Annotated in this window: 23 protein-coding genes, 2 tRNA genes and 1 pseudogene; 14 read left to right on the top strand and 12 right to left on the bottom strand. The window is 61.3% G+C overall.

Annotation, left to right across the window (positions count from 1 at the left end; genetic code table 11):
• Positions 1–26: 26 nt before the first annotated feature.
• The 3 genes from D3250_RS10190 to D3250_RS10180 are packed head-to-tail and all read left to right on the top strand — an operon-like array spanning position 27 to position 2,712.
• Positions 27–992 carry an ABC transporter ATP-binding protein gene (locus D3250_RS10190; RefSeq protein WP_225973272.1) on the top strand — a complete coding sequence of 322 codons (966 nt, stop codon included), beginning with the start codon at positions 27–29 and terminating at the stop codon, positions 990–992.
• Positions 989–1,753 carry an ABC transporter permease gene (locus D3250_RS10185; protein ID WP_119903276.1) on the top strand — a complete coding sequence of 255 codons (765 nt, stop codon included), beginning with the start codon at positions 989–991 and terminating at the stop codon, positions 1,751–1,753. Before D3250_RS10190 ends, D3250_RS10185 begins: the two co-directional genes overlap by 4 nt.
• On the top strand, positions 1,744–2,712 hold the full coding sequence (locus tag D3250_RS10180; RefSeq protein WP_119903275.1) for a COX15/CtaA family protein: 969 nt from the start codon (positions 1,744–1,746) through the stop codon (positions 2,710–2,712). Before D3250_RS10185 ends, D3250_RS10180 begins: the two co-directional genes overlap by 10 nt.
• Before the next feature lie 48 nt (positions 2,713–2,760).
• Here the strand turns inward: D3250_RS10180 and D3250_RS10175 are convergent, their stop codons facing one another.
• Both D3250_RS10175 and D3250_RS10170 read right to left on the bottom strand, forming a co-directional pair.
• Positions 2,761–3,978, bottom strand: coding sequence for a YncE family protein (locus tag D3250_RS10175; RefSeq protein ID WP_158583126.1), 1,218 nt, complete (start codon positions 3,976–3,978; stop codon positions 2,761–2,763).
• A 50-nt stretch (positions 3,979–4,028) separates the two neighbouring features.
• Positions 4,029–4,457 carry an RDD family protein gene (locus D3250_RS10170; protein WP_225973271.1) on the bottom strand — a complete coding sequence of 143 codons (429 nt, stop codon included), beginning with the start codon at positions 4,455–4,457 and terminating at the stop codon, positions 4,029–4,031.
• A 142-nt stretch (positions 4,458–4,599) separates the two neighbouring features.
• On the opposite strand from D3250_RS10170, the gene glnA (D3250_RS10165) reads away from it, so the two are divergent.
• Positions 4,600–6,024 (top strand): type I glutamate--ammonia ligase, encoded by a 1,425-nt coding sequence (glnA, locus tag D3250_RS10165; protein WP_119903272.1) that lies wholly within the window; start codon positions 4,600–4,602, stop codon positions 6,022–6,024.
• A gap of 149 nt (positions 6,025–6,173) precedes the next feature.
• On the opposite strand, the gene D3250_RS10160 is transcribed toward glnA (D3250_RS10165), so the two are convergent.
• The 3 genes from D3250_RS10160 to D3250_RS10150 form a co-directional block, all read right to left on the bottom strand.
• Entirely contained in the window at positions 6,174–6,596 is a 423-nt protein-coding gene (locus D3250_RS10160) for a hypothetical protein (RefSeq protein WP_119903271.1), read from the bottom strand.
• Positions 6,597–6,671: 75 nt separating this feature from the next.
• Entirely contained in the window at positions 6,672–7,883 is a 1,212-nt protein-coding gene (locus tag D3250_RS10155) for an AI-2E family transporter (RefSeq protein WP_225973270.1), read from the bottom strand.
• A 184-nt stretch (positions 7,884–8,067) separates the two neighbouring features.
• Complete coding sequence (locus D3250_RS10150) at positions 8,068–9,969, bottom strand: heavy metal translocating P-type ATPase (RefSeq protein WP_225973269.1); 1,902 nt, start codon at positions 9,967–9,969, stop codon at positions 8,068–8,070.
• A gap of 260 nt (positions 9,970–10,229) precedes the next feature.
• On the opposite strand from D3250_RS10150, the gene D3250_RS10145 reads away from it, so the two are divergent.
• From D3250_RS10145 to D3250_RS10135, 3 genes are all read left to right on the top strand, one after another.
• Entirely contained in the window at positions 10,230–10,859 is a 630-nt protein-coding gene (locus D3250_RS10145) for a metallophosphoesterase (RefSeq protein WP_158583125.1), read from the top strand.
• 163 nt (positions 10,860–11,022) lie between these two features.
• Positions 11,023–12,027, top strand: coding sequence for an LLM class flavin-dependent oxidoreductase (locus D3250_RS10140; protein ID WP_119903268.1), 1,005 nt, complete (start codon positions 11,023–11,025; stop codon positions 12,025–12,027).
• A 20-nt stretch (positions 12,028–12,047) separates the two neighbouring features.
• Positions 12,048–12,497, top strand: a complete 450-nt coding sequence (locus D3250_RS10135) for an acyl-CoA thioesterase (RefSeq protein ID WP_119903267.1) — start codon at positions 12,048–12,050, stop codon at positions 12,495–12,497.
• Here the strand turns inward: D3250_RS10135 and D3250_RS10130 are convergent.
• Together D3250_RS10130 and glnA (D3250_RS10125) are read right to left on the bottom strand one after the other, a co-directional pair.
• Entirely contained in the window at positions 12,494–15,556 is a 3,063-nt protein-coding gene (locus tag D3250_RS10130; RefSeq protein ID WP_119903266.1) for a bifunctional [glutamine synthetase] adenylyltransferase/[glutamine synthetase]-adenylyl-L-tyrosine phosphorylase, read from the bottom strand. The two genes, D3250_RS10135 and D3250_RS10130, sit on opposite strands and share 4 nt — an antisense overlap.
• Positions 15,557–15,582: 26 nt before the next feature.
• A complete protein-coding gene (gene glnA / locus D3250_RS10125; RefSeq protein ID WP_119903265.1) occupies positions 15,583–16,923 on the bottom strand; it encodes a type I glutamate--ammonia ligase in 1,341 nt (446 codons plus the stop codon).
• A gap of 88 nt (positions 16,924–17,011) precedes the next feature.
• Here glnA (D3250_RS10125) and panB point away from each other — a divergent pair, with 88 nt between their 5' ends.
• Positions 17,012–17,869, top strand: coding sequence for a 3-methyl-2-oxobutanoate hydroxymethyltransferase (gene panB / locus D3250_RS10120; protein ID WP_119903264.1), 858 nt, complete (start codon positions 17,012–17,014; stop codon positions 17,867–17,869).
• Between the two features lie 25 nt (positions 17,870–17,894).
• On the opposite strand, the gene D3250_RS10115 is transcribed toward panB, so the two are convergent.
• Positions 17,895–18,062: an SPOR domain-containing protein gene (locus tag D3250_RS10115; RefSeq protein WP_119903263.1), complete on the bottom strand. Its 168-nt coding sequence runs from the start codon at positions 18,060–18,062 to the stop codon at positions 17,895–17,897.
• 47 nt (positions 18,063–18,109) lie between these two features.
• Between D3250_RS10115 and map the strand changes: the two genes are divergently transcribed.
• The 4 genes from map to D3250_RS10095 all read left to right on the top strand — a co-directional run bounded on the left by map (position 18,110) and on the right by D3250_RS10095 (position 21,446).
• Entirely contained in the window at positions 18,110–18,994 is an 885-nt protein-coding gene (gene map / locus D3250_RS10110; RefSeq protein ID WP_119903262.1) for a type I methionyl aminopeptidase, read from the top strand.
• 136 nt (positions 18,995–19,130) lie between these two features.
• Positions 19,131–19,961 carry a polyphosphate--glucose phosphotransferase gene (gene ppgK, locus D3250_RS10105; RefSeq protein ID WP_119903565.1) on the top strand — a complete coding sequence of 277 codons (831 nt, stop codon included), beginning with the start codon at positions 19,131–19,133 and terminating at the stop codon, positions 19,959–19,961.
• A gap of 435 nt (positions 19,962–20,396) precedes the next feature.
• Positions 20,397–20,473: transfer RNA gene (locus D3250_RS10100), tRNA-Val, on the top strand.
• A gap of 241 nt (positions 20,474–20,714) precedes the next feature.
• Positions 20,715–21,446: a GAF and ANTAR domain-containing protein gene (locus D3250_RS10095; protein WP_119903261.1), complete on the top strand. Its 732-nt coding sequence runs from the start codon at positions 20,715–20,717 to the stop codon at positions 21,444–21,446.
• Positions 21,447–21,454: 8 nt separating this feature from the next.
• Here the strand turns inward: D3250_RS10095 and D3250_RS12235 are convergent, their stop codons facing one another.
• On the bottom strand, positions 21,455–21,658 hold the full coding sequence (locus tag D3250_RS12235) for a metallothionein (protein WP_119903260.1): 204 nt from the start codon (positions 21,656–21,658) through the stop codon (positions 21,455–21,457).
• Between the two features lie 258 nt (positions 21,659–21,916).
• Here D3250_RS12235 and D3250_RS10085 point away from each other — a divergent pair, with 258 nt between their 5' ends.
• Positions 21,917–22,183 carry a GlsB/YeaQ/YmgE family stress response membrane protein gene (locus D3250_RS10085; protein ID WP_119903259.1) on the top strand — a complete coding sequence of 89 codons (267 nt, stop codon included), beginning with the start codon at positions 21,917–21,919 and terminating at the stop codon, positions 22,181–22,183.
• 91 nt (positions 22,184–22,274) lie between these two features.
• Here D3250_RS10085 and D3250_RS10080 read toward each other — a convergent pair whose 3' ends face one another.
• Positions 22,275–23,765, bottom strand: a complete 1,491-nt coding sequence (locus D3250_RS10080; protein WP_119903564.1) for an FAD-dependent oxidoreductase — start codon at positions 23,763–23,765, stop codon at positions 22,275–22,277.
• A gap of 370 nt (positions 23,766–24,135) precedes the next feature.
• On the opposite strand from D3250_RS10080, the pseudogene D3250_RS10075 reads away from it, so the two are divergent.
• A pseudogene (locus D3250_RS10075) lies at positions 24,136–25,428 on the top strand (DEAD/DEAH box helicase); the annotation flags it as partial.
• Between the two features lie 142 nt (positions 25,429–25,570).
• Here the strand turns inward: D3250_RS10075 and D3250_RS10070 are convergent.
• Both D3250_RS10070 and rsfS read right to left on the bottom strand, forming a co-directional pair.
• A tRNA-Ala gene (locus D3250_RS10070) sits at positions 25,571–25,643 on the bottom strand.
• Between the two features lie 51 nt (positions 25,644–25,694).
• Complete coding sequence (gene rsfS, locus D3250_RS10065) at positions 25,695–26,084, bottom strand: ribosome silencing factor (protein ID WP_318778951.1); 390 nt, start codon at positions 26,082–26,084, stop codon at positions 25,695–25,697.

The raw sequence follows: 26,084 nt of genomic DNA, 5'->3' as shown, positions 1-26,084 counted from the left end.
CGCGTAGAAAACGTTAGACTATGGCAGTGTCCTTTTCCGTCGCCTGCCTGCGTCTGGCCAATGTGCGCTATGCCGTGGGCACTGCATCATCGGCCCGGGGGGTTACGGAGATTCTCTCGGGCGTAGACCTCACTGCCCGACGCGGTGAAGTCACCGTCATCATCGGGCCCAACGGTGCCGGGAAAACCACCACTCTCTCCTGTGCACAAGGCCTGCTTCGGCCCTCTGCAGGATCAGTGCAGCTGTTGGGGCAGGATCCTTACCGCGCCGGTGCTGACCTGCGGGCCCGCGTCGGCGTGATGCTCCAGGATGGAGGGCTTCCCCAGTCTGTCAAACCGCGGACCCTTCTGACGCACGTGGCCAAACTGCACCGGGATCCGTGGCCGCTGGAGGATCTGGTTGATCGCCTAGACCTCTCCGCGTTCCTAGGTACAGCCATCCGTCGACTCTCAGGCGGACAGAAACAGCGGGTGGCCCTCGCTGCTGCCCTCATCGGCTCCCCCGAGCTCGTGTTCCTCGACGAACCTTCTGCCGGGTTGGACCCACAGTCGCGACAGCTGGTCTTTGACCTCATTGACCACCTCAGGAGCAGCGGAATCGGGATCGTGCTCACCACCCACCTGCTGGAAGAAGCGCAGCACTTGGCGGATGCCGTCTACATACTCAAGGACGGCGTGGTCGTTCGCCACGGCACCGTGTCCGAACTCACCGGCATCGGAGAGGAACCGCACTCTCACACTGCTGCGCGCCGACTATGCTTTGCTTCACCTAGAGCACTCACTCGCACGGAGCTTGAAGATGCACCCTATCCCCTGGAGTTGGACAGCGACGCCAACCGGGCAGGAGCCCGCTGGGGGGTGCCGGCGATCGCCTCTCCGGCAGATCTCACCGCTCTGGCCCGATGGTGGGAGCGCAGCGGCCTCTTCCCAGCGGAGATAAGCTTCGAAGCCCGTACTCTGGAAGACGTCTTCTGGGAGGTGTCTTCGCCATGAACCAACCAGAAGCCCCAACACTGCCTCGTTCGCGACCGGCCGCAGCGCACCGGCGGGTGCTGGCCCATGGCCTTTACGAAGCGCGTCTCACGCTGCGAAACGGCGAGCAACTCCTTGTCTCACTGATTCTGCCGCTTCTGGTGCTGATTGGTCTGCACCGGGCCCACGCCGTCACCGACATTGTTCCGGGCATTGACACGATCGCTCCGGGGGTCCTGAGCCTGGCCGTGATGGCCTCAGCCTTTGCAGGTGCGGCCATCGCCACGGGCTTCGAAAGGCAATACGGGGTGCTGGCCTACCTCGCCACCACCCCCCTCGGGGCGACGGGTCTCATCCTAGGGAAGTCCTTGGCGGTATTGTGCGTCATTGCTGTCCAGGTGCTGGTCCTGGGTTCCGCCGGCTTCTTCCTGGGCTGGTCACCGGAGCCGCTGGGCATCATCTGGATGTTCGGCGTCGTCATCATGGGGGCCGCGACGTTCACCGCGCTGGGTTTGCTCCTGGCCGGGACGGTCCGCGCCGAAGCAACTCTTGCGCTGGCCAATGTGGCGTGGGTGCTCATGGGTGCCGCTGGGGGCGCCGTACTGCCGCTGGAACACGATGGCGCTGGCGCCCTGCTACTGGCTCTTCCTTCCGCAGCCTTGGGCGAGGCCGTTCGCGGTGCGACCATGGAAGGTCGTTTAGCTGTTGTACCCATCCTGATTCTCGCCGCCTGGGCGCTGGCGGCGATACTTGCCGCACGGAAGTGGTTCACATGGAAATAGTTCGTCTCCGCCTCCCGCGGCGCATCTCCCGTCTCACGAAAGTCCTTGCCTGGGCCACGCTGGTCTCAAACATCGGCATCATCCTGACCGGTGGTGCTGTCCGACTGACGGACTCCGGTCTGGGCTGTCCTGAGTGGCCGCGCTGCACGGCCGATTCCTGGGTCTCAACCCCCGAGATGGGAATGCACGGTGCAATTGAGTTCGGCAACCGGCTGCTGACTTATGTGCTGATCATTATCAGCGTCGCCATGTTCCTGGCTGTGGTACGCCTGTGGTCCACTCACCGGGCACTGGTAGTCCGCACCATCATCATCGGCCTCGGCATCCCGCTCCAGGGAATCATCGGCGGGATCACTGTGTGGACTAATCTGAATCCTTGGGTGGTGGCTCTGCACTTCCTGGCCTCAGCTGGACTAGTGCTGATCGCCGTGCAGCTGCTGACGCGCGTCAATGCCGAATTGGCCCACAGCGGAGAGACCGGACGCCCGATTGTGGATGGGCAGACGAGCACGCTGACCCGAGCAATGGCCGGAGTAGTCTTGATCACAGCCTGGGCATCACTGGTGCTGGGGACAATCGTTACCGGAACGGGTCCGCACGCTGGGGACCCTCACTCGCCGCGTCACGGGTTCGATCTGCACCTGGTGACTCAGCTGCATGTGGTTCCGGTCTACATGCTCTGTGCTGCTGCGGCCGTTCTTGTGGTGGCGCAGATGCGGCTCAACACGTCCGCCCATCAGCACCGAGCCGCGCGTTTCCTGCTCGCCGTCATTGTGGCCCAGGGCGTGCTCGGATACTGGCAGTACTTCGCGGGGCTGCCCGTCAGTCTGGTTTGGCTCCACATGCTGGGCTCCGCGCTGACGATGGTCGCCGCGACGCAGGTGTTTGACCGCTACCGCGCTCGCTACCTGACCCGTGGACTGACAAAAATGCCTGCCCCCGTTTCGGCTCCTGCCTGAGGAGCTACCCGACTCGCCCAAGTCCCCGGAGCAGCGCCACTGCAGCGGCTATCGAGAGACCGTATCGTCGAAGACTGTGATACTTCCAGAATAGTTGGCCACCCATACGCTTCCGGTCATCGCGTCGTAGGTCACCCCGATCGGGAGATGCCCGGTGCTGCGCCGGTCGATTTCCTCCAACGAGGGGGCTTCGAACTTGGAGACGCTGTCCTCGTAGTAATTCACCACATAGAGCGCGCTGCCGTCAGCGGAGATATCCATCGTCCGCGGTTCCCGGCCGGTATTGGCGGTGGTGACGACTTCGTCAGTCTCGGTGTCGAACGCCACCAGTAGGTCCGACCGGCTGAATGTGGCATAGAGCACATCCGAGTCCGGCGACAGGATCAGGTGACGCGGAAACTCTGCCTCACTGTAGATCACCTCGGCGTCACCGGTTTCCAGATCCACCTTCCACAGCTCATTGGAGTACATTGCCGCGACGTACGCTGTCCGGTTGTCCGGCATGACCGCTATCCCGCGAGGCTGAGAGCTCAGTGGAACGCGCATTTCCTCCAAACCGGTGTCCGTGTCGATCACCGAGAGGTCGAAGTCACACCAGTTGGTCACCAGCAGGCGTGACTCATCGGGGGTCAGGGCCTGATACTTAGGCACCCGGCCTACCTCGATGAACTGGTCCCAGTCCTCGTCCTGGACGCTGTAGCGGAAAACCGCGGAGGGTGCCACATCGTCGCCGTTGCGACAGTCGTCATAGGCGGCAGCGCCAATATCCGCAAGACGATATTGGGAGACATATGCGTGCTGACCATCCTCGGTCCAAGCTGCTTCCACCGGGGCTCCCTGGACAGTCTCAGGGTAACCCTCAACACCCAGGCTTCCGGGGCTGATGCTGTCGGGCAGTTCCTGGACCAACTCCCCGGTCTCCGTGTCATACACCGTCACTGAGTTCTGGTACATCATGTTGTTCGCAATGGCCAGGCCGTGTCCATTGGCCACTACAGACTTCGGCGTGATGACCGGCTCACTGATGGTTTGGGCCGGCTCCAAGGTGGTGCTGCTGGCCTCGGGCAGCTCCGGCGGCTCAGCATCGGCCGGGCTGTCCGCGCTGTCACTGCGGTCTTCGGCATCTGAATCCTGATCGGCATCGGCGTCGTCGCTGCGATCCTCTCCCGCTTCAGGCTCATCCCCTTCCACATTGGGTCCGGGAATCGTCGTCTGATCCTCCTCGGGCTCCGCGGGGCCGGAGTCCCCGGCGCAGGAAGTTGTCATCAGAAGCCCCATGAGCCCCGCCGCACACACCGTTCGTCTCATATGATTCCTCACATAGTGACCTGCACCGTTCCCGCGATTCTGTCATGAGCTCCTCGTCCATCCGGGGAAATCACCACCGTGGGGATGACAAGCAGCAGGAGAAGGGCTCGCAACAGAGCCCAATGTGGTCCGGGAACCGCAGCTGGCCGATCCGGATGCAGACGAACCACCTGGAGCCGCATCAGGCGTTTTCCCACGGAAACGCCAAAGAAACCCACCAGTGCGACATGAAGGACTAGAAAGACGGCGAGGGTGACCCAAACGTTGTAGTCGAACCAGATCATCGAGACGACCGAGGCGATGCCCCAGTCGATGAAGAGTGCCAGGATACGCCGGCCCCAGGGAGCAAGCGCCCCGGGGCCAGTTGGGGGAAGCCCCAACCTGTCGCCCGGATATCCTGAGGAGGTGCCGTCGTCTTGGGGTCCCTTGATACTCACAACTGAACAGTCTACGTCCGGGCCCTGCGTGAAGACTTTGTAACATGCTCGAAACAATTGCGTGACGGACGGGAAACTCATACCTCTGTAGGGTGAGTACCGGTAACCCCGTACGCGAACTCGCCGAAGGAGCTCAACGCTCATGTTCTCAAGTCCTCAGGAAGTGCTGGATTTCATCGAGAAGGAGGACATCAAATTCGTTGACGTCCGCTTCACTGATCTCCCCGGCCTGCAGCATCACTTCAATGTGCCCGCACACACAGTAGATCTCGACTTCTTCGAAAACGGCCAGCTGTTCGACGGGTCCTCCATTCGGGGCTTCCAAGGCATCCAGGACTCAGATATGCAGCTGATACCGGACCCCTCCAGCGCCTATGTGGATGAGTACCGCGAGGCCAAGACCCTCATTATGACCTTCTCCATCGTGAGCCCCCGCACCGGAGAGCCCTACGCTCGAGATCCGCGCGGCGTGGCCCAGAAGGCTGAGGAGTATCTCGCTTCCTCCGGAATCGCAGACACCGCATTCTTCGGCCCGGAGGCGGAGTTCTTCCTGTTCGACAAAGTCGCTTTCAAGTCTTCGCCAGAGCACTCCTTCTACTCCTTGGACTCCAAGGAAGCTATTTGGGGCTCCGCCGATGAGTTCGCTGAAGGACCCGGCGGCCACAAGATGGCCACGAAGGGCGGTTACTTCCCGGTTTCGCCCCAGGATCAGTCCGCCGATGTGCGCGATGAGATCGTCCTCGCCCTGGAGCGCGCTGGCCTGTCCGTAGAGCGCTCACATCATGAGGTCGGTGGACCCGGGCAGCAGGAGATCAACTACAAGTTCAACACTTTGACGCTCTCCGCTGACGACGTTCAGAAGTTCAAGTACGTGGTGAAGAACACCGCCGCGAGCTTCGGCATGGCCGCGACGTTCATGCCTAAGCCCATCTTCGGCGAGAACGGCTCCGGCATGCACGTTCACCAGTCGCTGTGGTCTGAAGGTGAACCGCTGTTCTTCTCAGAGACCGGCTACGCAAACCTTTCCGACACCGCCCGGTGGTACATCGGTGGCCTCCTGAAACACGCTCACGCACTGCTGGCTTTCACTAACCCAACAGTTAACTCTTATAAGCGCCTGGTGAAGGGCTACGAGGCCCCGGTCTCCCTGGTGTACTCGCAGGGTAACCGCTCAGCTGCCATCCGTATCCCCATCACCGGTTCGAACCCCAAAGCGAAGCGGCTGGAGTTCCGCGCCCCTGACGGCTCCGGCAACCCGTACCTGGCCTTCTCCGCGATGCTGATGGCTGGGCTCGACGGAATCAAGAACCGCATTGAGCCGCACGAACCGGTGGACAAAGACCTCTACGAGCTGCCTCCTGAGGAACTCAAGGACATTCCACAGGCTCCCGCCACGTTGGATGAGGCGCTGCTGGCCCTCGAGGCGGATCACGACTTCCTGCTGGAAGGCGGCGTATTCACCGCAGAACTCATTGAGGCTTGGGTCGAATACAAGCGGGAAGAGGAGATTGAGCCCCTGAACCTGCGCCCGAATCCCTACGAGTTCGAGCTCTACTTCTCGGTCTAGCTAGCTCAAGGTTGAGTAGGCCGGCTAGTCCGTCTCCAGGACGGGATCCGGTGGCCTACTTCGCATGAGGCCCTGCGGGCGGCAAACAGTCTCCGGACTGCCGCCCGCAGGGCCTCATGCGCGTCTGGCCAGACTTTCGCGGTAGGTGATCACCGGCACTGACTGAGGTCATCCTCCTCATAGCTGATCACTACATTCACGCGCTCATCCTGAAAAACGACCACAGAGAGCCACGGCGTGCCGTTGTGGCCTTCGGGAGCCTCCTCCCACCAGTTCCAGTGAACAAAAACGTCACTTTCCCGGGTCTCGCAGAACTTGAGATCGTCGTGGTCGTCGTCAATAGGAAGTTCGTCTTCGAACCACGCAACGATTTCCTCATAATCGGCCCCGCGGACGCTCCAGGCTGCTGTGTCCCCAGATCGGCCGTGTTTATTTGCTTCGACTGGTACGGGAACCCCCTTTATAACTGAATCAACGGGTTCACCCAATGAGTCTGAATCGTCGCCATGACAAGCCGAATTAATCAACAGAAAAACGAAAAGCGCTCCGACGTAGAACGCGCGGTGGTTCATGTGTACACCCTAGTCCCCAGGGCATACACAAGTGATCGGCACTTAAGCGGTCTGTGACGGTGCCCTGCACATCGGTCAGTTCTCAGCCTCGGCGTCTTCTTCCTCATCTTGTGCGACCTCGGCTTGTTGGTCATGGACCTCGGCAATTTCTTCCTGCGCGTCCTGCACGGGGGTACCCTTGCTTTCCTCATCGCGACCGGACCACACCTTAATGACGCCCCAAGCGGCGGCGGTCAGTGGGACCGCCAGGACGGCGCCGACTATACCGCTGAGCACCGTGCCCCCGGTAAGCGCCATCAGAATCACGAGCGCATGCAGTTGTAGGGTCTGAGCCATGACTACTGGCTGCAGGAAATTGCTTTCCAGCTGCTGCACAAGGATAACCACGGCCAGCACAATCAAGGCGACGAGCGGCCCGTTGGCTACCAGGGCCACCAAGGTCGCCAGGACACCTGCGACGGTGGCACCGACGATGGGGACAAAACCGCCGAGGAAGACGACCACACCCAGCGGCAGGGCCAGCGGAACCTGCAGGATCAGTAGAGCGAGGGTTATGCCAACTGCATCGGCAGCCGCGACAATGGCGGTGCCACGAATGTAGCCGCCGAAGGTTTGCTGAACCCTGTCCCCTGACGCGATCCATTTATCGCGGAAGTGGAGCGGTGTCCATGAGATGACGAATGCCCAGATGCGGTCGCCGTCTTTGAGGAAGAAGAACAGGAAGACCAGCAGCAGGACCAATCCGGTGAAGAATGTGCCTGCGGCACCGATAGTCATGACCGCGCCGGTGCCGAACTCAGCGCTGGTCAGAAAGCCCGTGACTGTGTCGATGGCATCATCAATCTGTTCCTGATCGATGGTGAACCCCAGGGCGCCGATGCTGTCGTCGACCACTTGACGCAGCTGGTTAAACCCTTCGACCGCTTGGTCCACAAGGTTCGACCACTCATTGATCACGGAGAAGACCAGGCCGGTGCCCACCCCGCCCAGCACAAGCAGAGAACCGAGGAACACCGTCGCTGCGGCGAGCATGTTGGACATGACTCGGCGTGTGAGCCTCACCAAGGGCCACAGTGCGCAGGCAAGGATGATCGCGATCAAGGTGGGGATCACAACCACCGTCAGACCCAGCAGCGCGAAGACCAACAGGCCCGCCACGGTGCTGACCAGCAGCAGCTGCACTGCCCGAATTCCCAGCCGGCCCATCGTGTCGGTCCACATACCCGTCACCGTGAAGGTCGGACGCTCTCTGCTACCGGCTGCCACATCGCTAGGTGTGTGCGTCACACTTGCCTCCCGCAGGTCTGTTGTTGACGAATGAAACCCACGATACTCCTGCTCAGAGGTGTGGAAGCCACGGCTCGGACGCCCAGCACCACTCCTTCGAGTCGCTTATCCGACCTCCGCGCCGGGACGGCCCTCCGGTGAGATTCCTGCCCAACAGTAGAGGCATACTCGGTGGGACAGAGAATTAGTACCCCGTGACCCCCCTCTGTGCAGCCTGCCGCTCCGGCGAGGAAACGCCCCGCCGCATGCTGGGCACCTTGTTATGCGCGGACAGGGCGCGCAGAGCGCTGAGGATGGCGACCAGATCTACGACCTCCTGTAACAGGGCACCCGCGACCGCCGGAAGATGGCCAAAAGCGGCCACCAGCATCAGGCCCACCGAGATGATGATTCCTAACCAGATGCTCTGCAGGGCGATGCGGACCGTCCGTTTTGAGATGTTAATGACGTCCACCAACCGGGCCAGGCTCTCGGAGGTGATCACAGCCGAAGCCGACTCACTGGCCGCTGTCGCCCCCCGGGCCCCCATGGCTACTCCGACGTCGGATGCCGCCAACACAGGAGCATCGTTTATCCCGTCACCAACCATCAGTGCCGGTCGAGAAGTGTTCGCCTGAACAACCTTCACCTTCTGCTGCGGAGTCATCTCCGCGTAGATCCGTTCAATGCCGACCGCGTCTCCGACAGACCTTGCCGTCGATTCGACATCACCGGTGACCATGAAGATGTCGGTGACGCCTTGCTCCCGCAGAAGCTTCAACGTCTCCGAGGCGTCCTCCCTCACAGGGTCCGAAAGCAGCAGAACTCCTGCCAGCTCGCCTGCGACGGCAACATAGACCGCCGCGACCCCGGGTTCCAAGTTCAATTCGGGGATATGACCGGTGACCTCCCGCACGAATCGTGCTTTGCCGACTCGTACCTCAGATCCGTCAGCCAGCACAGCAACCACCCCGTTGGTGGCGAACTCCTCCGCCGATCGGACCGGCGGCAGATTCAGGCCCCGCTCCCGGGCCACTTTGACTATCGGTTCGGCAAAGACATGCACTGAATACTGCTCGGCTGCTGCGGCGTGCGCCAACGTCTCAGCCGTCGAGCAGCTGAATCCGCGAATATCCGTGACCGTGGGATGTCCCTGAGTCAGCGTCCCGGTCTTATCCAGTCCAGCAGCTCGGACACGGGCCAGCTTCTCCAGGGTGCCGCCCTCTTTGACGATGACGTTGACTCGAGCAGCCGAGCTCATCCCTCCCATGAAGGCCACCGGAGCAGCGATGAGCAACGGGCATGGCGTGGCGACCACCAAGACTTCGGCAAAGCGCACCGGATCACCGGAGAGGTACCATGCGATACCGGCTATCAGCAGAGAGACGGCAGTGAAGGGCACCGCATAACGGTCCGCCAGCCGAACCATAGGCGCCTGGGATGCTACCGCCTCCTGGACCAGTTGAACGATAGAGGCGTAGTGGGAATCAGCGGCCGTGGCGGTGGCGCGCATAGAGAAGGATTCAGTCCCGTTGACTGAACCTGAGAGCACCTCATCACCTTTGGCACGGGTCACCGGGACTGGCTCACCTGTCACTGAAGATTCATCCACCGTCGCCCGTTCTGAGAGCACCACCCCGTCAACCGGCAACACTTCGGAACCCCGGACCAACAAAACGTCTCCCACCTGGACCTCATCGACCGGTATGCGCACAATCTGCCCGTCATTCCGGTTGTTTCGGTGAGCAAAGGCAGGCGCCCTGCTGATCAACGTATCCAGTTCCCTGCTGGCTTTGTTCTCCGCCATTTTCTCCAGCGCCTCACCCCCGGTGAGCATCAGCACGATGATCAGCCCGGCCAAGTATTCTCCGACCAGTACGGTGGCCACCATCGCCACCACGGCAAGGATGTCTAAGCCCCAGTGGCCCCGCATCATGTGCTGAACCATGTCCTTGGCGGTGACCAGCACTACGAACGCGATCACCACGGAGGCGAGAATGTCTGCTGCTTGACCCTGGCCAAGGATCATGAGCGTGCCGGTGGCAAGCAGCGCCCCGGCCGCCAGCAGCACCATGGGGTGCGCGAGGGGGTGGGGTGCGCGAAACATACCCAAACTGTAGCCTTTGCCGCTGGCGGTTCGGAATGGTCTGCAAAGGGATCGACTGGAGCTGTGTTCGACCGCCCTGCTGCGTCCTGAGGCTCCCGTCTCTACCCCTCTCGCGGGACGTCATCGACGCTGGATGGTCGGGCTTCTTCCACCGAAAGAGTGGGTAACAATCCGGTACAGTGCTGACCAGCTACCTCAGAACTTCCCAGCACACAGACCGGATGGTTCAGCAATCTGCGCGGACCGCACATAGAGAGACGATGCCGTTGACGACCTACTTCACCAGCGACCAGCACATCGGTCACGCCAACATCATCCGATACTGCGACAGGCCTTTCAAAGATCTCGATGAGATGGATGAGGTGCTCATCGAGCGGTGGAATGGGACCGTCGGGACAGAGGACGAGGTGTGGGTCCTAGGCGACTACGCCATGATCGACTACGAGCGCGGGCTGAGTCTCCTTCCGCGGTTGAACGGTACGAAGTACCTTGTCATCGGCAACCATGACCGCTGCTCACCATCGCAGCGGGAGGGGCATCTCCATGTGCCCGCCTACCTGGAGGCCGGCTTCACTGTCGCGGTTACTCAGGCCGAGACATATCTTCCCGCGTTAGAAGCAGGTGGCGAGGAACTGCGCGTTCTGCTTTCGCACTACCCCTACAGTGGCGAGTCGCACTTCAAACCGGATCGCTACGAACGATTCCGATACCGGGACCTTGGCCATCCGCTCATTTGCGGCCACGTCCACACTGAGTGGAAGACCCAGCTTTCGGCTCGGGGGACCGTGCAGGTGAACGTAGGGGTGGATCAGTGGGACTTCAGACCTATCAGTGCAGCAGAGCTGCACAGGACGATTCGTTCCACCCTCGCAGACAGGTCTGAAGGCTAGGCCAGATCGACTTGGTTGGTCAGTGACTGAAACCAGACGACCACCACCGAGCGTTCATGCACCATTAGGGACGCATCCTTAGAGTTCATAGGCTGGGAAAGATTCCGCTGTCAGCTGAGGGGCATCTGGATGAACCTTCGGCACCTGCCTGGTTGTACCGACTATGACCTCAATTGCTTCGCGACCACTTTCTCTGCTGGACCTGGCCCGTGTGCGTGAACATGAGCCGATTGCGGACGGGATCAGGCGCTCAATGCGGTTGGCCCGGACTGCCGATTCGCTGGGCTACACTCGTATCTGGTTCGCTGAGCATCACAACATGCCGTATGTGGCCAGCTCCGCCACCGCGCTGCTGATCCAACACATCGCGGCAGGTACGCGGAATGTGCGCGTGGGTGCTGGCGGCATTATGCTGCCTAACCACTCCCCGCTGGTCATCGCCGAACAGTTCGGGACCCTGGAGACCTTGTTCCCCGGTCGAATTGATCTGGGTTTGGGACGGGCACCGGGAACTGACGGGGCCACCGTACGCGCCCTGCGCAGGGATGGGACCGAGGCGGACAGGTTCCCTGAGGACATTATGGAGTTGTCCGGATACCTCACCGGACACAGCCGGATTCCAGGCGTCAACGCCTACCCCGGTCGGTCTACCCGGGTGCCGCTGTACGTCCTCGGCTCCTCCCTCTACGGGGCCCAGCTGGCCGCCCGTCTCGGTGTACCGTATGCGTTCGCCAGCCACTTCGCCCCTCAGCTGCTGGAGCAGGCAGCCTACACCTACCGGGAGAACTTCGCCGCTGAAGGGTCCCTCCAGGGCTCCGATGCCCACCCCCACTTCATCGCCGCAGCCAATGTCATTGCACACGACGACGACGCCACCGCCACTCAGCAGCGCCGTAAGGCTGAGGACGGATGGATCCGCACCATGCTGGGCCGCAATAAGGCACTTTCGTCGGAAGACGTCACGCAGTTGAGAGATCATCCAGCGGGCCAGCAGGTGCTCGGCATGCTCTCCAAGACAGTTGCTGGCACCCAAACCGAGGTCATCCACTGGTTGAACGAGTTCGCTGATCAAGTGGCAGCTGATGAGCTGATGTTGGTGAACCTGGCCCCGGATGAGGAGGTTCAGCACCGCACACTGGAACTCCTCGCGCCCGAACCCAGCAACTGATGCTCGGATAGGGTCAGGTTATGACTTCACTTGTTGTGCCTATCGAACTCAGATGGGGCGACCAAGATTCCTATGGCCACATCAATAATGTGGCGGTGCTGCGAATCTTGGAGGAAGCCCGGGCTCGTGCGTTCTGGAGCCCGCCGGGGCGACCTGGGGGCACGGGTGTTTTCCCGGCGTTGGAGCCCAGTCAGCAGGTTTGGGCCCTTGTCGCGGACTTTCAGCTCCGGTATCGACAGCAGCTTCCCTATCAGCGGGAGCCGGTAAACGTTGAGATGTCGATCCCTCGCGTCGGTGGGGCGAGCTTCGTTATCGACTATGCGGTGACCCTCAGTGCAGCGGAAAGCTCTCCGCGAGTCAGTGCGCAGTCGACACTTGTCATGGTCGATCGGGACTCCGGTGCGCCACAGCGGCTCTCACCCGAGGTGCGGCGGCGCCTGCGCGAGTACGCCCCCGACCTGTCGGCTTAGTCTGAGGCATAGAAGTGCTGTTCGAACACCTGCCGGGCCCGCCGCGTGGTGCGCAGATAGTGGTCTTCGAACTCGGCGGCACAGCCCGGCTCGAATCCGCACCAGCGGGAGACCGCCTCAAGGTCACGGCGTGAGCTTGGTAGCACATCAGCGGCTCTCGCCGACCAGATCATAATCCCGGACCGGACCTTGGTGCACAGCTTCCAGGCGCCAGCCAGGGTGTTGGCGTCATGGGGGCTCATGAGCTCAGCGTCGACCAAGCCGTTGAGCACCTGAAGGGTACTTGTCCCGCGCAGCATCCCGTGCTCATGTCCGAACTGCAGCTGATACAGCTGGACCAACCACTCCACGTCTGAGAGTCCGCCCCTGCCAAGTTTGACGTGCCGGGAAGGGTCCGCCCCACGAGGCAGCCGCTCCGATTCGATTCTGGCCTTGATCCGACGGATCTCCCGCAGCTGCTGGCTCGTGGGCGGGGCCCCGTAACGGACCTCATCGACCAATTCCATGAAGTCCACCGCCAACCAATCCGAGCCGGCAACGGGGCGGGCACGGAGCAGCGCTTGCCGCTCCCAGGCATCCATCCAACGGCGGTAGTACTCCTCATAGGAGTCTAGGGACCGCGACAACGGGCCACGCTTGCCTTCCGGCCGCAGATCCGCATCCAGCTGCAGCGCAAACTCCCCGCGGATTGCGGGTTTCACCGGCTTGGACAACAGTTGCGTCAGCCGTTGGGCCAGCTTCTGGGCCTGTTTGTCTGCAGCAGACTTATCCACATCGTCAACTGGTCGGTGGACGAACAGCGCGTCCATGTCAGAGCCGTAACTGATTTCCCGACCGCCCTGCCGGCCCATGGCGATCACGAGGAAGTCGACGAGTCTGCCCTCGGAGGCGAAGACTTCCTCTTCCGCCACGCGGAGCGCGCCCAGAGTGGTCACTCGATCAACATCAGCCAGGGCGGCCCCTATACTCGGCTGGTCGCGCACGCCGCAGGCGTCGGAGATGGCGATGCGAAGCTGCTCGCGCTGCCGGATCAGACGGGCGAGTCGGACGGCCGCGTGCGAGGCACCTTCGTGCCTCTGCAGCGCGTTCTGCATCTCGGTCCAGAGCGTCTCGAAACTCCGCGGAGCCAGAGCGTCGTCGTCACCGAGCCATTTGGCCGACTCCGGAAGGTGCTCCAAGACGTCCGAGATGAAACGTGAACTGGTCAGCAGCTGACAGAGTCTCTCGGCAGCCACAGAGGAGTCACGCAGCATGGTGAGGTACCACGGGCTGGTGCCCAACGATTCACTGAGTCGGCGGAACGCCAGGAGCCCGTGATCAGGGTCGACACCTTCAGCGAACCAGCCCAACATCATCGGCAGAATCCGCTTCTGCAGAGTCGCTTTCCGGGAGACACCTGCGGTGAGTGCCTCGATATGGCGCAGAGCACCCTCGGCGTCGCTGAACCCCAAGGCGGAGAGCCTATCGGCTACTGCTGAGGCGGAAAGCCGGACATCGTCCTCTGAGAGCACCGCGGTGGTGGAAAGCAGCGGGCGGTAGAAGATGGTCTCGTGGAAAGTGGAAACCTCCCGCGCGACGCGCTGCCACTCCGCGCCAATGTCCTTGGGCCCGGACCGGCGGGACTGCCCTGGCCCCCGGATGGCATGAGACAGCGCACGCAGAGCCGCGTCTTGAACAGGCATCAGATGCGTTCTGCGCATATCGGACATCTGTATCCGATGCTCGTAGAGCCTAAGCTGCCGGTAGCAGCGGCTCATCGCCTTCTGGTCCTTGCTCGAGACGTACTCTCCAGCCCCTAGTGCCTCGATTGCTGAGAGTGTGTCGCGCATCCGGAGGTTGTCATCGACCCGACCATGTACCAACTGCAGCAGCTGGACAGTGAATTCGATATCCCGCAGTCCCCCGCGACCCAATTTGATCTCCCGATCCGCCGTGCGGTGCGGGATGTTGTCAAATACTCGGCGGCGCATCGCTTGAACGTTTTGGACAAATCCTTCCTGGGCAGCAGCCTGCCAGACCAGCGGCCCCATCGACTCCATGTACTCTTCACCCAGACTGGGGTTGCCTGCGATGGGTCGGGCTTTGAGCAGTGCCTGTAATTCCCATCCCGCTGCCCACCTGCGGTAGTACTCACGGTGCGAATCCACAGTCCGGGACAGTGGACCGTCGCGTCCCTCGGGGCGGAGATTGGCATCGACCTCCCAGAGGCCCGGCTCTCCGTCGGAAGCCATGATGATTTTGGTCATGCCGCTGGCCAATACGGCCGCGAGTTCGCCGGCTTCGGCGGCATCGAAAGTGGCACTGTGGGCGAAGACCACGTCTACATCCGAGATGTAGTTCAACTCCCCTGCTCCGCACTTGCCCATGCCGATGACTGCGAGTTTCAAGTCTGCGATCTGGGGCCGGCGCGCACTTAGCTGCGCCCGGCTGACTGCTAGGGCCGCGTCGATCGCCCCCGCAGCGAGATCCGCCAGTTGCCTTGCCACCAGAGGGAGGTAGTTCTGGGGCTCAGCCACGGTGAGGTCTCGCAGGGCGATTCGGGTCAACTCACGGCGATACGCGATCCGCAACGCAGACCCGGCGTTCTTACCAGCAAAGTCCTCGTCGAGCTCAGAAGCTGGATCTTCAGCGTCAGGGTCAGCCCGCACCGCATCCATGAGAGTACGTCGAAGCGCAGTTGCCGAAGAGTCACTGGGGGTGGCGTCGTCTGCTGGCTGCAGATCCTCAAAGAGGACATCGGTGTGCCCAGGGTGGCGAATTAGGAATTCGGCAAGTGCCCGCGATGCCCCGAGCAATCTGACCAATGGCACAGCCTGCGGGTACCCGGAGGGCCCTTGTTCACTGAAGAGTTCACGCACCCGAGGGGCGCGTTCCACCAACCGGATCAAGAGCAGCAGCGCTTGGTCTGCATCAGGTGCCTCGTGCAGCGTCCGGGTCAGCGCTCCGGTCTCGACTCCCTCCAGTTGCGGGTCCGTCAAGAAGCTCTGGGCTCGCTCCAGATCCTGAAAGCCCGCAGCAATCAATTCCCGCGCTGAAGAAGTCTCAGAGGAGGTGCTCACGCGGCATCACCGGAGGGCAGCACCGCTCAGACCATTCCCAGATAGGTGTTGACCTCGAACGGAGAAACGTTGACCCGGTACTCATCCCACTCCTGACGCTTATTGCGCAGCAGATTCTCAAACACCTGCTCACCGAGGACGCTGGCGACCAGCTCTGAGTCCTCCATCTGACGGATGGCGTCATGGAGGGTGCCCGGGAGCGGCTTCAACCCCAGCACCTTGCGCTCGGCGGTGGTAAGCGACCAAACATCCTCAGTCACGTGTTCCGGCAGCTCATAACCTTCCTGAATACCCTTGAGGCCAGCACCAATCACCATTGCGTAGGCGAGGTAGGGGTTCGCGGCCGAGTCGATCCCGCGGAACTCCACACGGGCGGAACCACCCTTTGTGGGCTTATAGAGCGGTACCCGAATGAGTGCGGAACGGTTGTTGTGTCCCCATGAAACGTGACTAGGTGCTTCTCCCCCACCCCACAGCCTCTTATATGAGTTCACAAACTGGTTGGTCACCGCGGTGAACTCGGGCGCATGAGTCAGAATCCCGGCGATGAACTGCCGTGCCGTATTCGACAGATTAAACTCTGCATTGGGACTGAAGAAGGCATTGGTATCGCCTTCGAAAAGGCTGAAGTGCGTATGCATGGCTGAGCCCGGGTGTTCGCTGAACGGTTTGGGCATAAAGGTGGCGTACTTGCCGTGGGCCAGCGCGACCTCTTTGGCAATGGTGCGGAAGGTCAGGATGTTGTCGGCGGTCGTCAGCGCATCGGCATACCGCAGATCAATCTCATTCTGGCCGGGACCGACCTCATTGTGGCTGAACTCCACAGAAATCCCTACTGCTTCCAACATATTCACGGTATGCCTGCGCAGATCCTGGGCGACCGAGCCGGTGATGTGGTCGAAGTACCCCGAGCGATCCGCAGGGACGGGCCGCCCGCTGCTGTCCATTTCATCCGACTCCAGAAGATAGAACTCGATCTCCGGGTGGGTGTAGCAGGTGAAACCCATCTGCGCAGCCGCATCGAGTTGGCGGCGCAGCACGTACCGCGGGTCGCCCACCGCGGCTTCCTGGTCCGGGGTCAGGATGTCGCAGAACATTCGCGCGGTGGGTTCATCCTCGCTGCGCCAGGGAAGAATCTGGAAACTCGAGGGATCCGGCTTCAGCAGCATGTCTGACTCGAACACCCTGGAAAGCCCCTCGATGGAGGAGCCGTCAAAGCCCAACCCTTCGGCGAAGGCACCCTCCACCTCCGCGGGGGCAAGCGCGACCGACTTCAGGGCTCCGACCACATCGGAAAACCACAGACGGACAAAGCGGACATCGCGCTCCTCAATGGTGCGCAGTACAAATTCCTGCTGCCGATCCATGCTGATATTCCGCCTCCTGAAATAAGTCGTGCTCCAGCCATGTCCACTCTACCCAACGTGCCAGAAGCACCGGAGTAGTCTTGAGGCCATGTCTAGTGACGAACACACAGCACCCTATGGAGGGCCTCAGCAGCAGACCGCCACGAGAACTCCCAAGCGGATACGCACTCATCATCTGCAACGTTTCAAGCAGGAGGGGCACAAGTTCACCATGCTCACCGCTTATGACGCGATGATGGCCAACGTGTTCGACGAGGCGGGGATTGAGGTCCTGCTGGTGGGAGACTCGGCCGCCAACGTCATGCAGGGCAGCTCATCGACGCTGGGCATCACCGTCGATGAGCTGCTTGTTTACGCGAAGTCGGTCGTCAAGGGGGTCACTCGCGCACTAGTCGTGGCTGACCTGCCGTTCGGGAGCTATCAGGTCTCACCGGAGCAGGCAGTTCGAACAGCAGTACGATTCATGAAAGAAGCAGGGGTCCATGCGGTGAAGATGGAAGCTCACGCGGCTACGGTGCCTCATGTGAAGGCGGTGGTGGATGCGGGTATCCCAGTCATGGCGCACAGCGGATTCACGCCGCAGGCGGAGCATCAGCTGGGCGGGTTTCGCGTTCAGGGCCGCGGTGAGGAGTCGCAGAAGGTGATTGCGGACGCGCGCGCACTTCAGGCAGCCGGCGCCTTCTGTCTCCTGGTCGAGATGATTCCGGCCGAGCTCACCGTAGAGCTCGAGTCAGCCCTCAGCATCCCTACCATCGGCATAGGTGCCGGCGGCGCCGCGACAGGTCAGGTGCTGGTGTGGCAGGACATGCTTGGACTGAACGATGGGCGGCTGCCCCGGTTCGTGAAGCAGTATGCCGATCTGCGCAGCACCATTACCGAAGCCGCACAGAGTTTCCGCCGCGACGTCCTTGAGGGCACGTTCCCCGCCGAAGAGCACACCTTCTGAACGGAGCAGAAGCACCTATGGCGCCTCAGGCGTCGTCATGATCAGCGTCCCACTCCTCGTTGCGCTGCTCCACCCTCTCCAGCGCTCGGGCGGCCTCATCGTGGGACTTGTACGGGCCCAGCAGGTGCTTCCAGGACGACTTGGCCCCATGTTCCACCTGCCCAGTGGTCAAGTTGTACCAGTAGTCATTCACATTCCCAGACTACGCCCTACCATGGTGTGGCCGATAGGATTTGCCTTATGGCTTCTGCACCCTCCCACGCTCCAGCCGGGAGCCTCGTTCCCGGCACCCTCTCTCCGGAACGAACCGTCCCGGACCACATTGATCCGCCCGACTACGTCGGCCTGGCCGAACCACCGAAGTACACGGGACCTGATGTGTTCGACAATGCGACAGTGGAGAGAATTCGCCGCGCGGGACAGCTTGCAGCGGACTGCATGGTGGCGACAGGGGAGCTCATCCGACCCGGGGTGACCACAGACGAATTGGACGCGTTCGCGCACGAGTACTTGGTTCAGCGCGGCGCCTATCCCTCATGTCTGCGGTATAGGGGCTTCCCAAAGTCCATCTGCACCTCCGTCAACGAGGTGATCTGCCACGGTATCCCCGACTCTACTGTGCTGCGCGACGGGGACATTGTGAATTTGGACATCACCGCATTCCTGAACGGAGCACACGGCGATCACAACGTCACTTTTCTGGTCGGTGAGGTCGATGAGCAGTCCCGTCTCTTGGTGGAACGTACTCATGAGGCGATGATGCGCGGGATCAAAGCTGTGAAGCCCGGACGGCCGATCAACGTCATCGGTCGTGCCATCGAATCCTACGCCCGGCGTTTCAACTATGGGGTGGTCCGCGAGTTCATCGGCCACGGGGTGGGCCCGGCATTCCACACGGGTCTGGTCATTCCGCACTACGACGCCGCCCCCGACTATGGACAACTGATCGAACCAGGAATGGTCTTCACCATTGAGCCGATGCTCACACTCGGAACACGGCACTGGGACATGTGGGAGGACGGCTGGACCGCGGTGACTAGGGACCGGAAGCGGACCGCACAGTTCGAACACACAATCGTGGCCACACAAGAAGGCGCGGAGATACTCACGAGACCATCTGCGTGACGCTCCCGCGCCGAATGACTTCGGCGCGCTATCCTGTTCGATGAATCACAGCGGTGCAGCGTGGCGCCGGTTCTCATTTGCCTGATCCTGGAGAGTCATGACCAAACCAGATACCCTCGCGCCCGCAGCCCAAACCATGGGTCCGATCAGCCCCGCTTTGCCGCAACTGCCCCGAAGGGCCATCGGAATCGACGTGGGTGGCACCGGAATCAAGGGTGGGATCGTCAATCTGCAAAAGGGAAGTCTGACTGGAAAGCGCTTCCGGATCCCAACCCCCAGACCGGCAACACCTCAAGCAGTCGCTGGTGTGATCGGTGAAATACTCGATGAGCTGCTTTCCCGGGAAAAGGCTCCTGCTGCTGAGGATCTCACTGTAGGCGTGACAGTGCCCGGGATTGTCATTGACAATGTGGTGCTTTCTGCTGCGAATATCGACGAATCGTGGTTGGACTGTGACACCACGCAGCTGCTGAATAACCTCCCCGGTCACATATCCACGCTCAACGACGCCGATGCTGCAGGCTTGGCGGAGGCCCGCTACGGCGCAGGGGCCAATAAGCCCGGCACCATCCTGACGGTGACCCTGGGCACAGGTGTCGGCAGCGCGCTGGTGCACGACGGCGTTCTGGTGCCCAATTCTGAGCTGGGACACCTGGAATTCGAAGGTGAGAAACCCGCTGAGCGCAAAGTCTCGGCATCGGCTCGGGAGCGCCTGGATATGCCGTGGGACGAGTATGGTGAAACGCTGCGCCGTTTTCTGGCCCACGTTGAGCGCATACAACCGGTGAGCAAATTCATCATCGGAGGGGGCATTTCAAAGCGCAGTGAAGATTTCCTCCCATTCGTCAGTGGCCTGCGTGCCGAGGTGGTGCCCGCCCAGTTGACAAACAACGCGGGAATCGTCGGTGCCGCCCTGTACGCCGCGGAACGCGCAACGCTCAAGACCCCTAAGGTGCACGAGACTTAGACGAGACTTTGCTCACTTTGCTGGCATAAACCCGGTTATGCAGGAATGCTCCCGGTAGTTTCTCAGTTCTGGCTGCACGAGAGCGTCTGCGGAGGATCCAGCAGCGCACAGGGTCAATCCCTGCGAGAAATGACTATGCCGGGCGCAGCCATGCGCCCACCGAATTCGTGAAGGAAGTGTCGCCATGGGCAGGATCAGTAAGAGGATGTCCACAATCTCTAGGAGCAGCAACCGTATCCTCAATATACTCCAAGCTGCCGACCGTACGGAGAATCCTGCGGTGATGAACCTAGCCTCGGGGCAGCCCAACATGGGATTCCAAGCCGGTGTCAATCGCTGAAGACCGGGCCGCACCGAGCGCTGAGCCGGGTCCTTAGAGGACACCGACTCGGCACTCTTTTGCTACTATTGCTGATTGTGCCGTTCATGGCACATGCGCCGATAGCTCAGTTGGTTAGAGCACTGCGTTTACACCGCAGGTGTCGGGAGTTCGAGTCTCTCTCGGCGCACCACAAGATCCTGGTTGTGCTGGGATGCAGGCCCACAGTCATAGGACGGTATAGAAGCGCGCTCACGTTGCGCCAATCACGGGAATGGTTCTCGCCTGCTGGAGCCCTCCCTCGGCAGCCAACGGGACAAGTTTCTTGGTGAACCAGCACGAACACCTGCTGTTGAGAATGACACGATTCCGGTAGGGTTTAACCACTGCCGACAACCATCTGGGTTGGGCACTCCAGTAGAACAGAGTCCACCATGGACGTCCAGACGAGCACATATGACCTCCCTGCAGCGCTCAATAAAGTGTTGCTGGAAGACCATGACATCTCCGGAGTCCTGGACTCCATTGTTCAATTGGCCGTGGAGCACCTCTCCGTGAATCGGCGCGTGCTATGCGGCATTGTTCTCACCCGCAGCCGAAAGAACACAGTGGTGGCAAGCAGCTCACCGGAGGCCCAACGGATGGACGAGGTCCAAGCTGGATTTGATGAGGGCCCTTGCCTGGCAGCGCAACGCTCCAACACCGTGATCCGAGTCCCCGACGTTCGCTACGAGAAACGGTGGCCCCAGTACATGTCAGTGGTACGCAGCCAAGGTCTGCGCAGCATCCTGGCAGTCCCCCTGGTCGTAAACACTTCCGCCGCCGCAGCAATGAACTTCTACACCCCCGAACCCGGCGCCTTTTATGAAGAGGACGCCGTCACTGCGCACCAATACGTTGATGCAGCCTCCAATGTGCTGGAGATCGCACTGCGGATCGCAGCCCACGCTGAGAACGCTGAGAACCGCCGGCTGGCCATGGAATCACGAACGGCCATCGACCTCGCGATGGGCATCATCATGGGCCAAAACCGATGCAGCCAGGACGAGGCAGTAAGAATTCTGAAGAGTGCATCCAATCACCGCAACGTGAAACTTCGGGATCTTGCCGAGGAAGTCATCACCTCTGCTAGCGGACAGGCCCCAGCGACCAACTTTGACTCGTAATAAGGTTCTCAGTCCGGGGCACAGTGATCGCAACAGTAGATCGACCCTCCAGTTCTGGTGCCATGACCTATGATCCGCACGCCGCAGTGGGCACATGAGGGCGCCATCATATGCATCGCGCATTCGAAACTGTCGAAAACGTGAGTCATGCCTTGTTGAGTGATGGTCATAGGGTTTTCGTAGTCATTGCCGCAGGTGTCGCATGCCGCCATGGTGCTCCTCCTTGTGACTCAAGCCCGACTCCGGAGGGTCTTGTCCCTTAGTGCAGTTCGGAGCAGTCGAGCCCAGAAGTCAAACTTGCCCCTGCGCAAGCCGGTACGTCAAGGGTTCATGAACCTCCGCTAGGAACTCCGCCAGGGTGGATCCCAACGGCTTCCGACACGGTCGTGTCAAGCACTTTTGGGCCCTCCAGCGGTCCCGAGGTACGTTGACCCTAGCCAAAAGTCGTACAAACAGGTTGGAGACAAACCATGAGCATCATCGGCTGGATATTACTCGGACTCATCGCAGGTGCCATCGCGCGCGCCATACTGCCGGGCAAGCAGCCCGGCGGCATACTCGTCACACTCCTCACCGGTATCTTGGGTGCCCTGCTCGGTGGTTGGATCGCCTCCGCAGCATTCGGTATCGATGTCAACGATGCGTTCTTCGATCCTGCAACCTGGGGCTTCGCGATTCTGGGTGGTCTTATCGTCACGTTCGTCTGGGGCGTAGTCGCTCGCAGGATAGGTGACTGACCAGCGCGTTGGAGCACGACAGGGGGCGGGAGTCGAGCTGCCCCTTATTGGAGCGTCCGAGCCTCTCTTGGCACCTCACAGTCCGGAAGGCTCACTTCGGTTCCAAGTTCTCCACCGCGGGCCCCTCGAGGACCTCGCCATCCGCTGCGAATCGTGAGGCGTGCAGTGGACAGTCCCAAGAACACTCGGCATCGTTCCATGTCACCACCCCTCCCATGTGTGGACACACCGCCGAGATGCGGCGCGTGACACCGTTCACCGTGGAGACACCCACAGGCCGGCCACGCACCCGTCCCACGACACCCTCCCCTTCTGCGGGAGACTCTTCGGACAGGGGCTTCAGCTCAGCTTGGACCCAGTCCCGGGTCATTCGCGCTCCTACAGATGTATTGTCCTTGACTCCTGTCAAGAGGCCTCGAACAGACGGTGACCGACCTGAAAGGGTCTCAGCCCACGGCATATGACCGCCCAAGATCTGGGCTGTGATGGCCAGTGCAGCAGCAACTCCATTAGTCATGCCCCATTTGTTGAAGCCGGTGGCTACATAAATGGAACCGCCACAGTGCGGGAGCAGACCGAAGTAGGGAACGGAGTCAGCCGGGCGGTAGTCCTGTGCTGACCAGGCGTGCGTGCGCTCCGCTCCAGGAAAATGCTCTAGGGTCCAACGTTCTAAGTCGCGCTGGGCCTCCGCATGCGATCCGGCTCTTCCAACTTCGTGCCCGTTGCCGCCGACCACAAGGAACTCCTCACCGTAGGCGGGGGCCGAACGCAGGCTCCGGCCCGGCGTGTCCAACCCGAGATACATACCTTGCGGCACGCTCATGTTCCTGGGCAGTCTGTACGCCTGGGCGTACGACCGGAGCCCTTTCATTCTGGCGAAGTGTCCGCCCCGATCGAGCACCGGGGCGCCTGTTGCAAGAACTAAGTGGTCAGCGGTCACGTCTCCGGCGGAGGTCTTGACGGCCACCGGTTGTCCTGAGCCGGCTCCCACCACTCGGATACCTTCAAAGATCAGACCTCCGCGTTCCAACAGCTCGTCAGTAAGGCTCTGCAGCACCGCGGTCGGATGGATCTGCGCCTGGTCCGCCAACTCGACTGCACCGGCGACCGGATACGGCAGTTCAGCTGCATCCGCCCAATGGACGTCCAGACCAACCTCGCGACAGGCCTCCAGCTCATCCTCCAATGTCCCGAGGCCAGCTGATGAGTCCGCGTAGACATAGGCAGGACGGCGTTGGTACTCCACCCCTCGCTCGTGGAGGTAACGCAGCAACCACGACTGAGCCTCCCTATTGCCGTCGACATACGCCTGGAGAACTTCGGCCGACCGTGCCGAACGGATTGCAGATAGATTGCCACCCTGAAGCAAGGAGACTTTGCCTGTGGTGTTGCCCGTAGCCACCGCCCCGACGCGACGAGCTTCGACGACAGCCACCTGCTGGCCTGACCGAGCAAGGAGGACAGCAGTGGTGAGGCCGGTCAAACCCGCCCCCACTACGACTGAATCCCAGTGTGAACCAGGCGGCAAGGGCCCCCGAGCGGGATTTCTGACGGATTGGGTATCAAGCCACAGTGAACTCATGGACGAGCCTTCCAACGGGGGCAACGAATCTCTATCCTCAGAATTTTCGCTGGACAATGCCGTGACGTTTCCCTTGAGGAGGCTGGTATTGCCGGAGAGGCTGGTAGCTCGGCGCAGTTGGATTTCAGCCTGCAGCGCTCCTCGGGTACAGTTGGGCGGTCGGGTCGTTATGGCCCGTGCGTCGTAGGAACGTTCTTCAGCCGAGTCGGTGATCATCACCGATATCGAGCTTCATGGCAGTAGTCTTCTCGCGGCGACCTGAGTGTACCGTCCGGTGCGTTCGCCACTGCCAGTCTCTGGGTTGCGCTGATATGTGCTTCGCCTTCTTGCCTGGCCCATCTGAAAGGCATCCGCCATCTCTGATACCCCTATGACATTTGTCGACCTCAACGTACCTGCTCCGCTGGTGCGCGCCTTGGCCGCCGACGGCAAGTTCCAGGCTTTTCCGATTCAGCAGCAGACCCTGCCGGACACGCTCAACGGCCGCGACGTACTGGGCCGCGGCAAGACCGGCTCAGGGAAGACCCTGGCATTCTCCATACCGCTGGTCGCCCAGCTGGCTGAGAATAATCAACGCGCGCCCCGTCGTCCGCGCGGTCTTGTGCTGGCGCCCACCAGGGAACTCGCCACCCAGATCAACGCTGTACTGGAACCACTCGCAGCCGCCTACGGGTTGCGCACGACGACCGTGTTCGGGGGTGTCAGCCAGAAACGTCAAGTGGACGCTCTGCGCAGCGGCGTCGATGTTCTCGTCGCTTGCCCCGGTCGACTGGAAGATCTGCTTGAACAGCGCCAGCTGACACTGGATGCAGTGCAGGTCACCGTTCTCGACGAAGCCGACCACATGGCTGACCTCGGGTTCCTCCCCGGGGTGACGCGGATCCTGGCAAAGACTCCGCAGCAGGGTCAACGGATGTTTTTCTCAGCGACCCTGGACAACGGTGTGGATAAGCTGGTCAAGCGCTTCCTCCATGATGAGTTGATTCATTCAGTCGATGAAGTCAACTCCCATGTCTCTGCAATGACTCACCATGTGTTCGAGGTTCCCTCGGAAGAGAAGAAACCGCTGGTGAAGGCGCTGGCCTCGGGAACCGGCAAGCGGATCCTGTTCACCCGGACCAAGCACCAGGCGAAAAAGCTCGCCAAGCAGCTGACCGCCGACGGCACGCCGGCAGTCGACCTTCACGGAAACCTCTCACAGAATCAGCGCGACCGAAACCTCGCTGCCTTCGGCGGTGGGGACGTGCGGGTGTTGGTAGCCACTGATGTTGCCGCCAGAGGAGTCCACGTGGACTCTGTGGAACTCGTTGTTCATGTGGATCCACCGGCGGAGCACAAAGCGTATCTTCACCGCTCCGGCCGGACTGCGCGTGCCGGAAGCAGTGGCGATGTCGTGACAGTGATGCTGCCTGAGCAGCGCCACGACACTCAGTCCTTGCTGCGCAAAGCTGCCATCAAGGCTCAGCCGCTCACTGTCACCAGCGACTCCCCTGCTGTGGCCGAGCTGGTCGGCGACGTCGCTGACTACGTGAAACCGCCCGTACAGCCCGCTCCGCAGCAGCACAGGTCATCGCCTCGTGGCGGCGGCCGGGGCCCGCGCGGCGCGCAAGGCTCACGTCGAAACCACGGGGGACGCCGGTCGAAGCAGTCAAACAGCACCAGAGGCTGAGCGAGCTGCCCTCGAACGGACGGTAGCGGTCCCCCAAGAGCCCACGAAAAAGACCCGCCACTGGGGCGGGTCTTTTTCGTGTCTTTGTTTGTGGCACCTGATGTGCCCAGAGATCAGGACCCATATCAGGGATTTGTGGAGCATATCGGACTCGAACCGATGACCTTCTGCATGCCATGCAGACGCGCTACCAGCTGCGCCAATGCCCCATATTCAACTGCGATTCCCGCCGTGTCCTCCACGTTGGCAACCCCTACACGTTACACCGTGGGAGGAGGCTCGGGCAAATGCAGCTCCAGCTTCGGCACATCCGCGTATAGCCGGTCCAGACCATACACGGCGCGCTCCTGTTCGTGCTGCACATGCACCACCATGTGCCCGTAGTCCAGCAACACCCACGTACCGGAGTCTTTGCCCTCACGTCGCAGCGGCGCAGAGTCGTGCACCGTCTTAAGCTGCCTCTCGATCTCCTCGCAAATGGCACCGATCTGCCGTTCGGAGGGCGCGGAGCAGATCAGGAATGCGTCAGTGATGCCCAAGCGCTCACCAACGTCGTAGCCGTTGATATTGGTGGCCAGTTTTTCACTGGCCGCGGAGGCAGCGGTGCGCAGTTCAGCAAGTACGGTGTCAGGGACAGTCATAGGTGTCAT

This window comes from Nesterenkonia natronophila, assembly GCF_003595215.1.
In the GTDB taxonomy this organism is placed as follows: domain Bacteria; phylum Actinomycetota; class Actinomycetes; order Actinomycetales; family Micrococcaceae; genus Nesterenkonia; species Nesterenkonia natronophila.
Note: the sequence above shows the minus strand (reverse complement) of the source record. Positions and strands in the feature narration are given on the sequence as shown.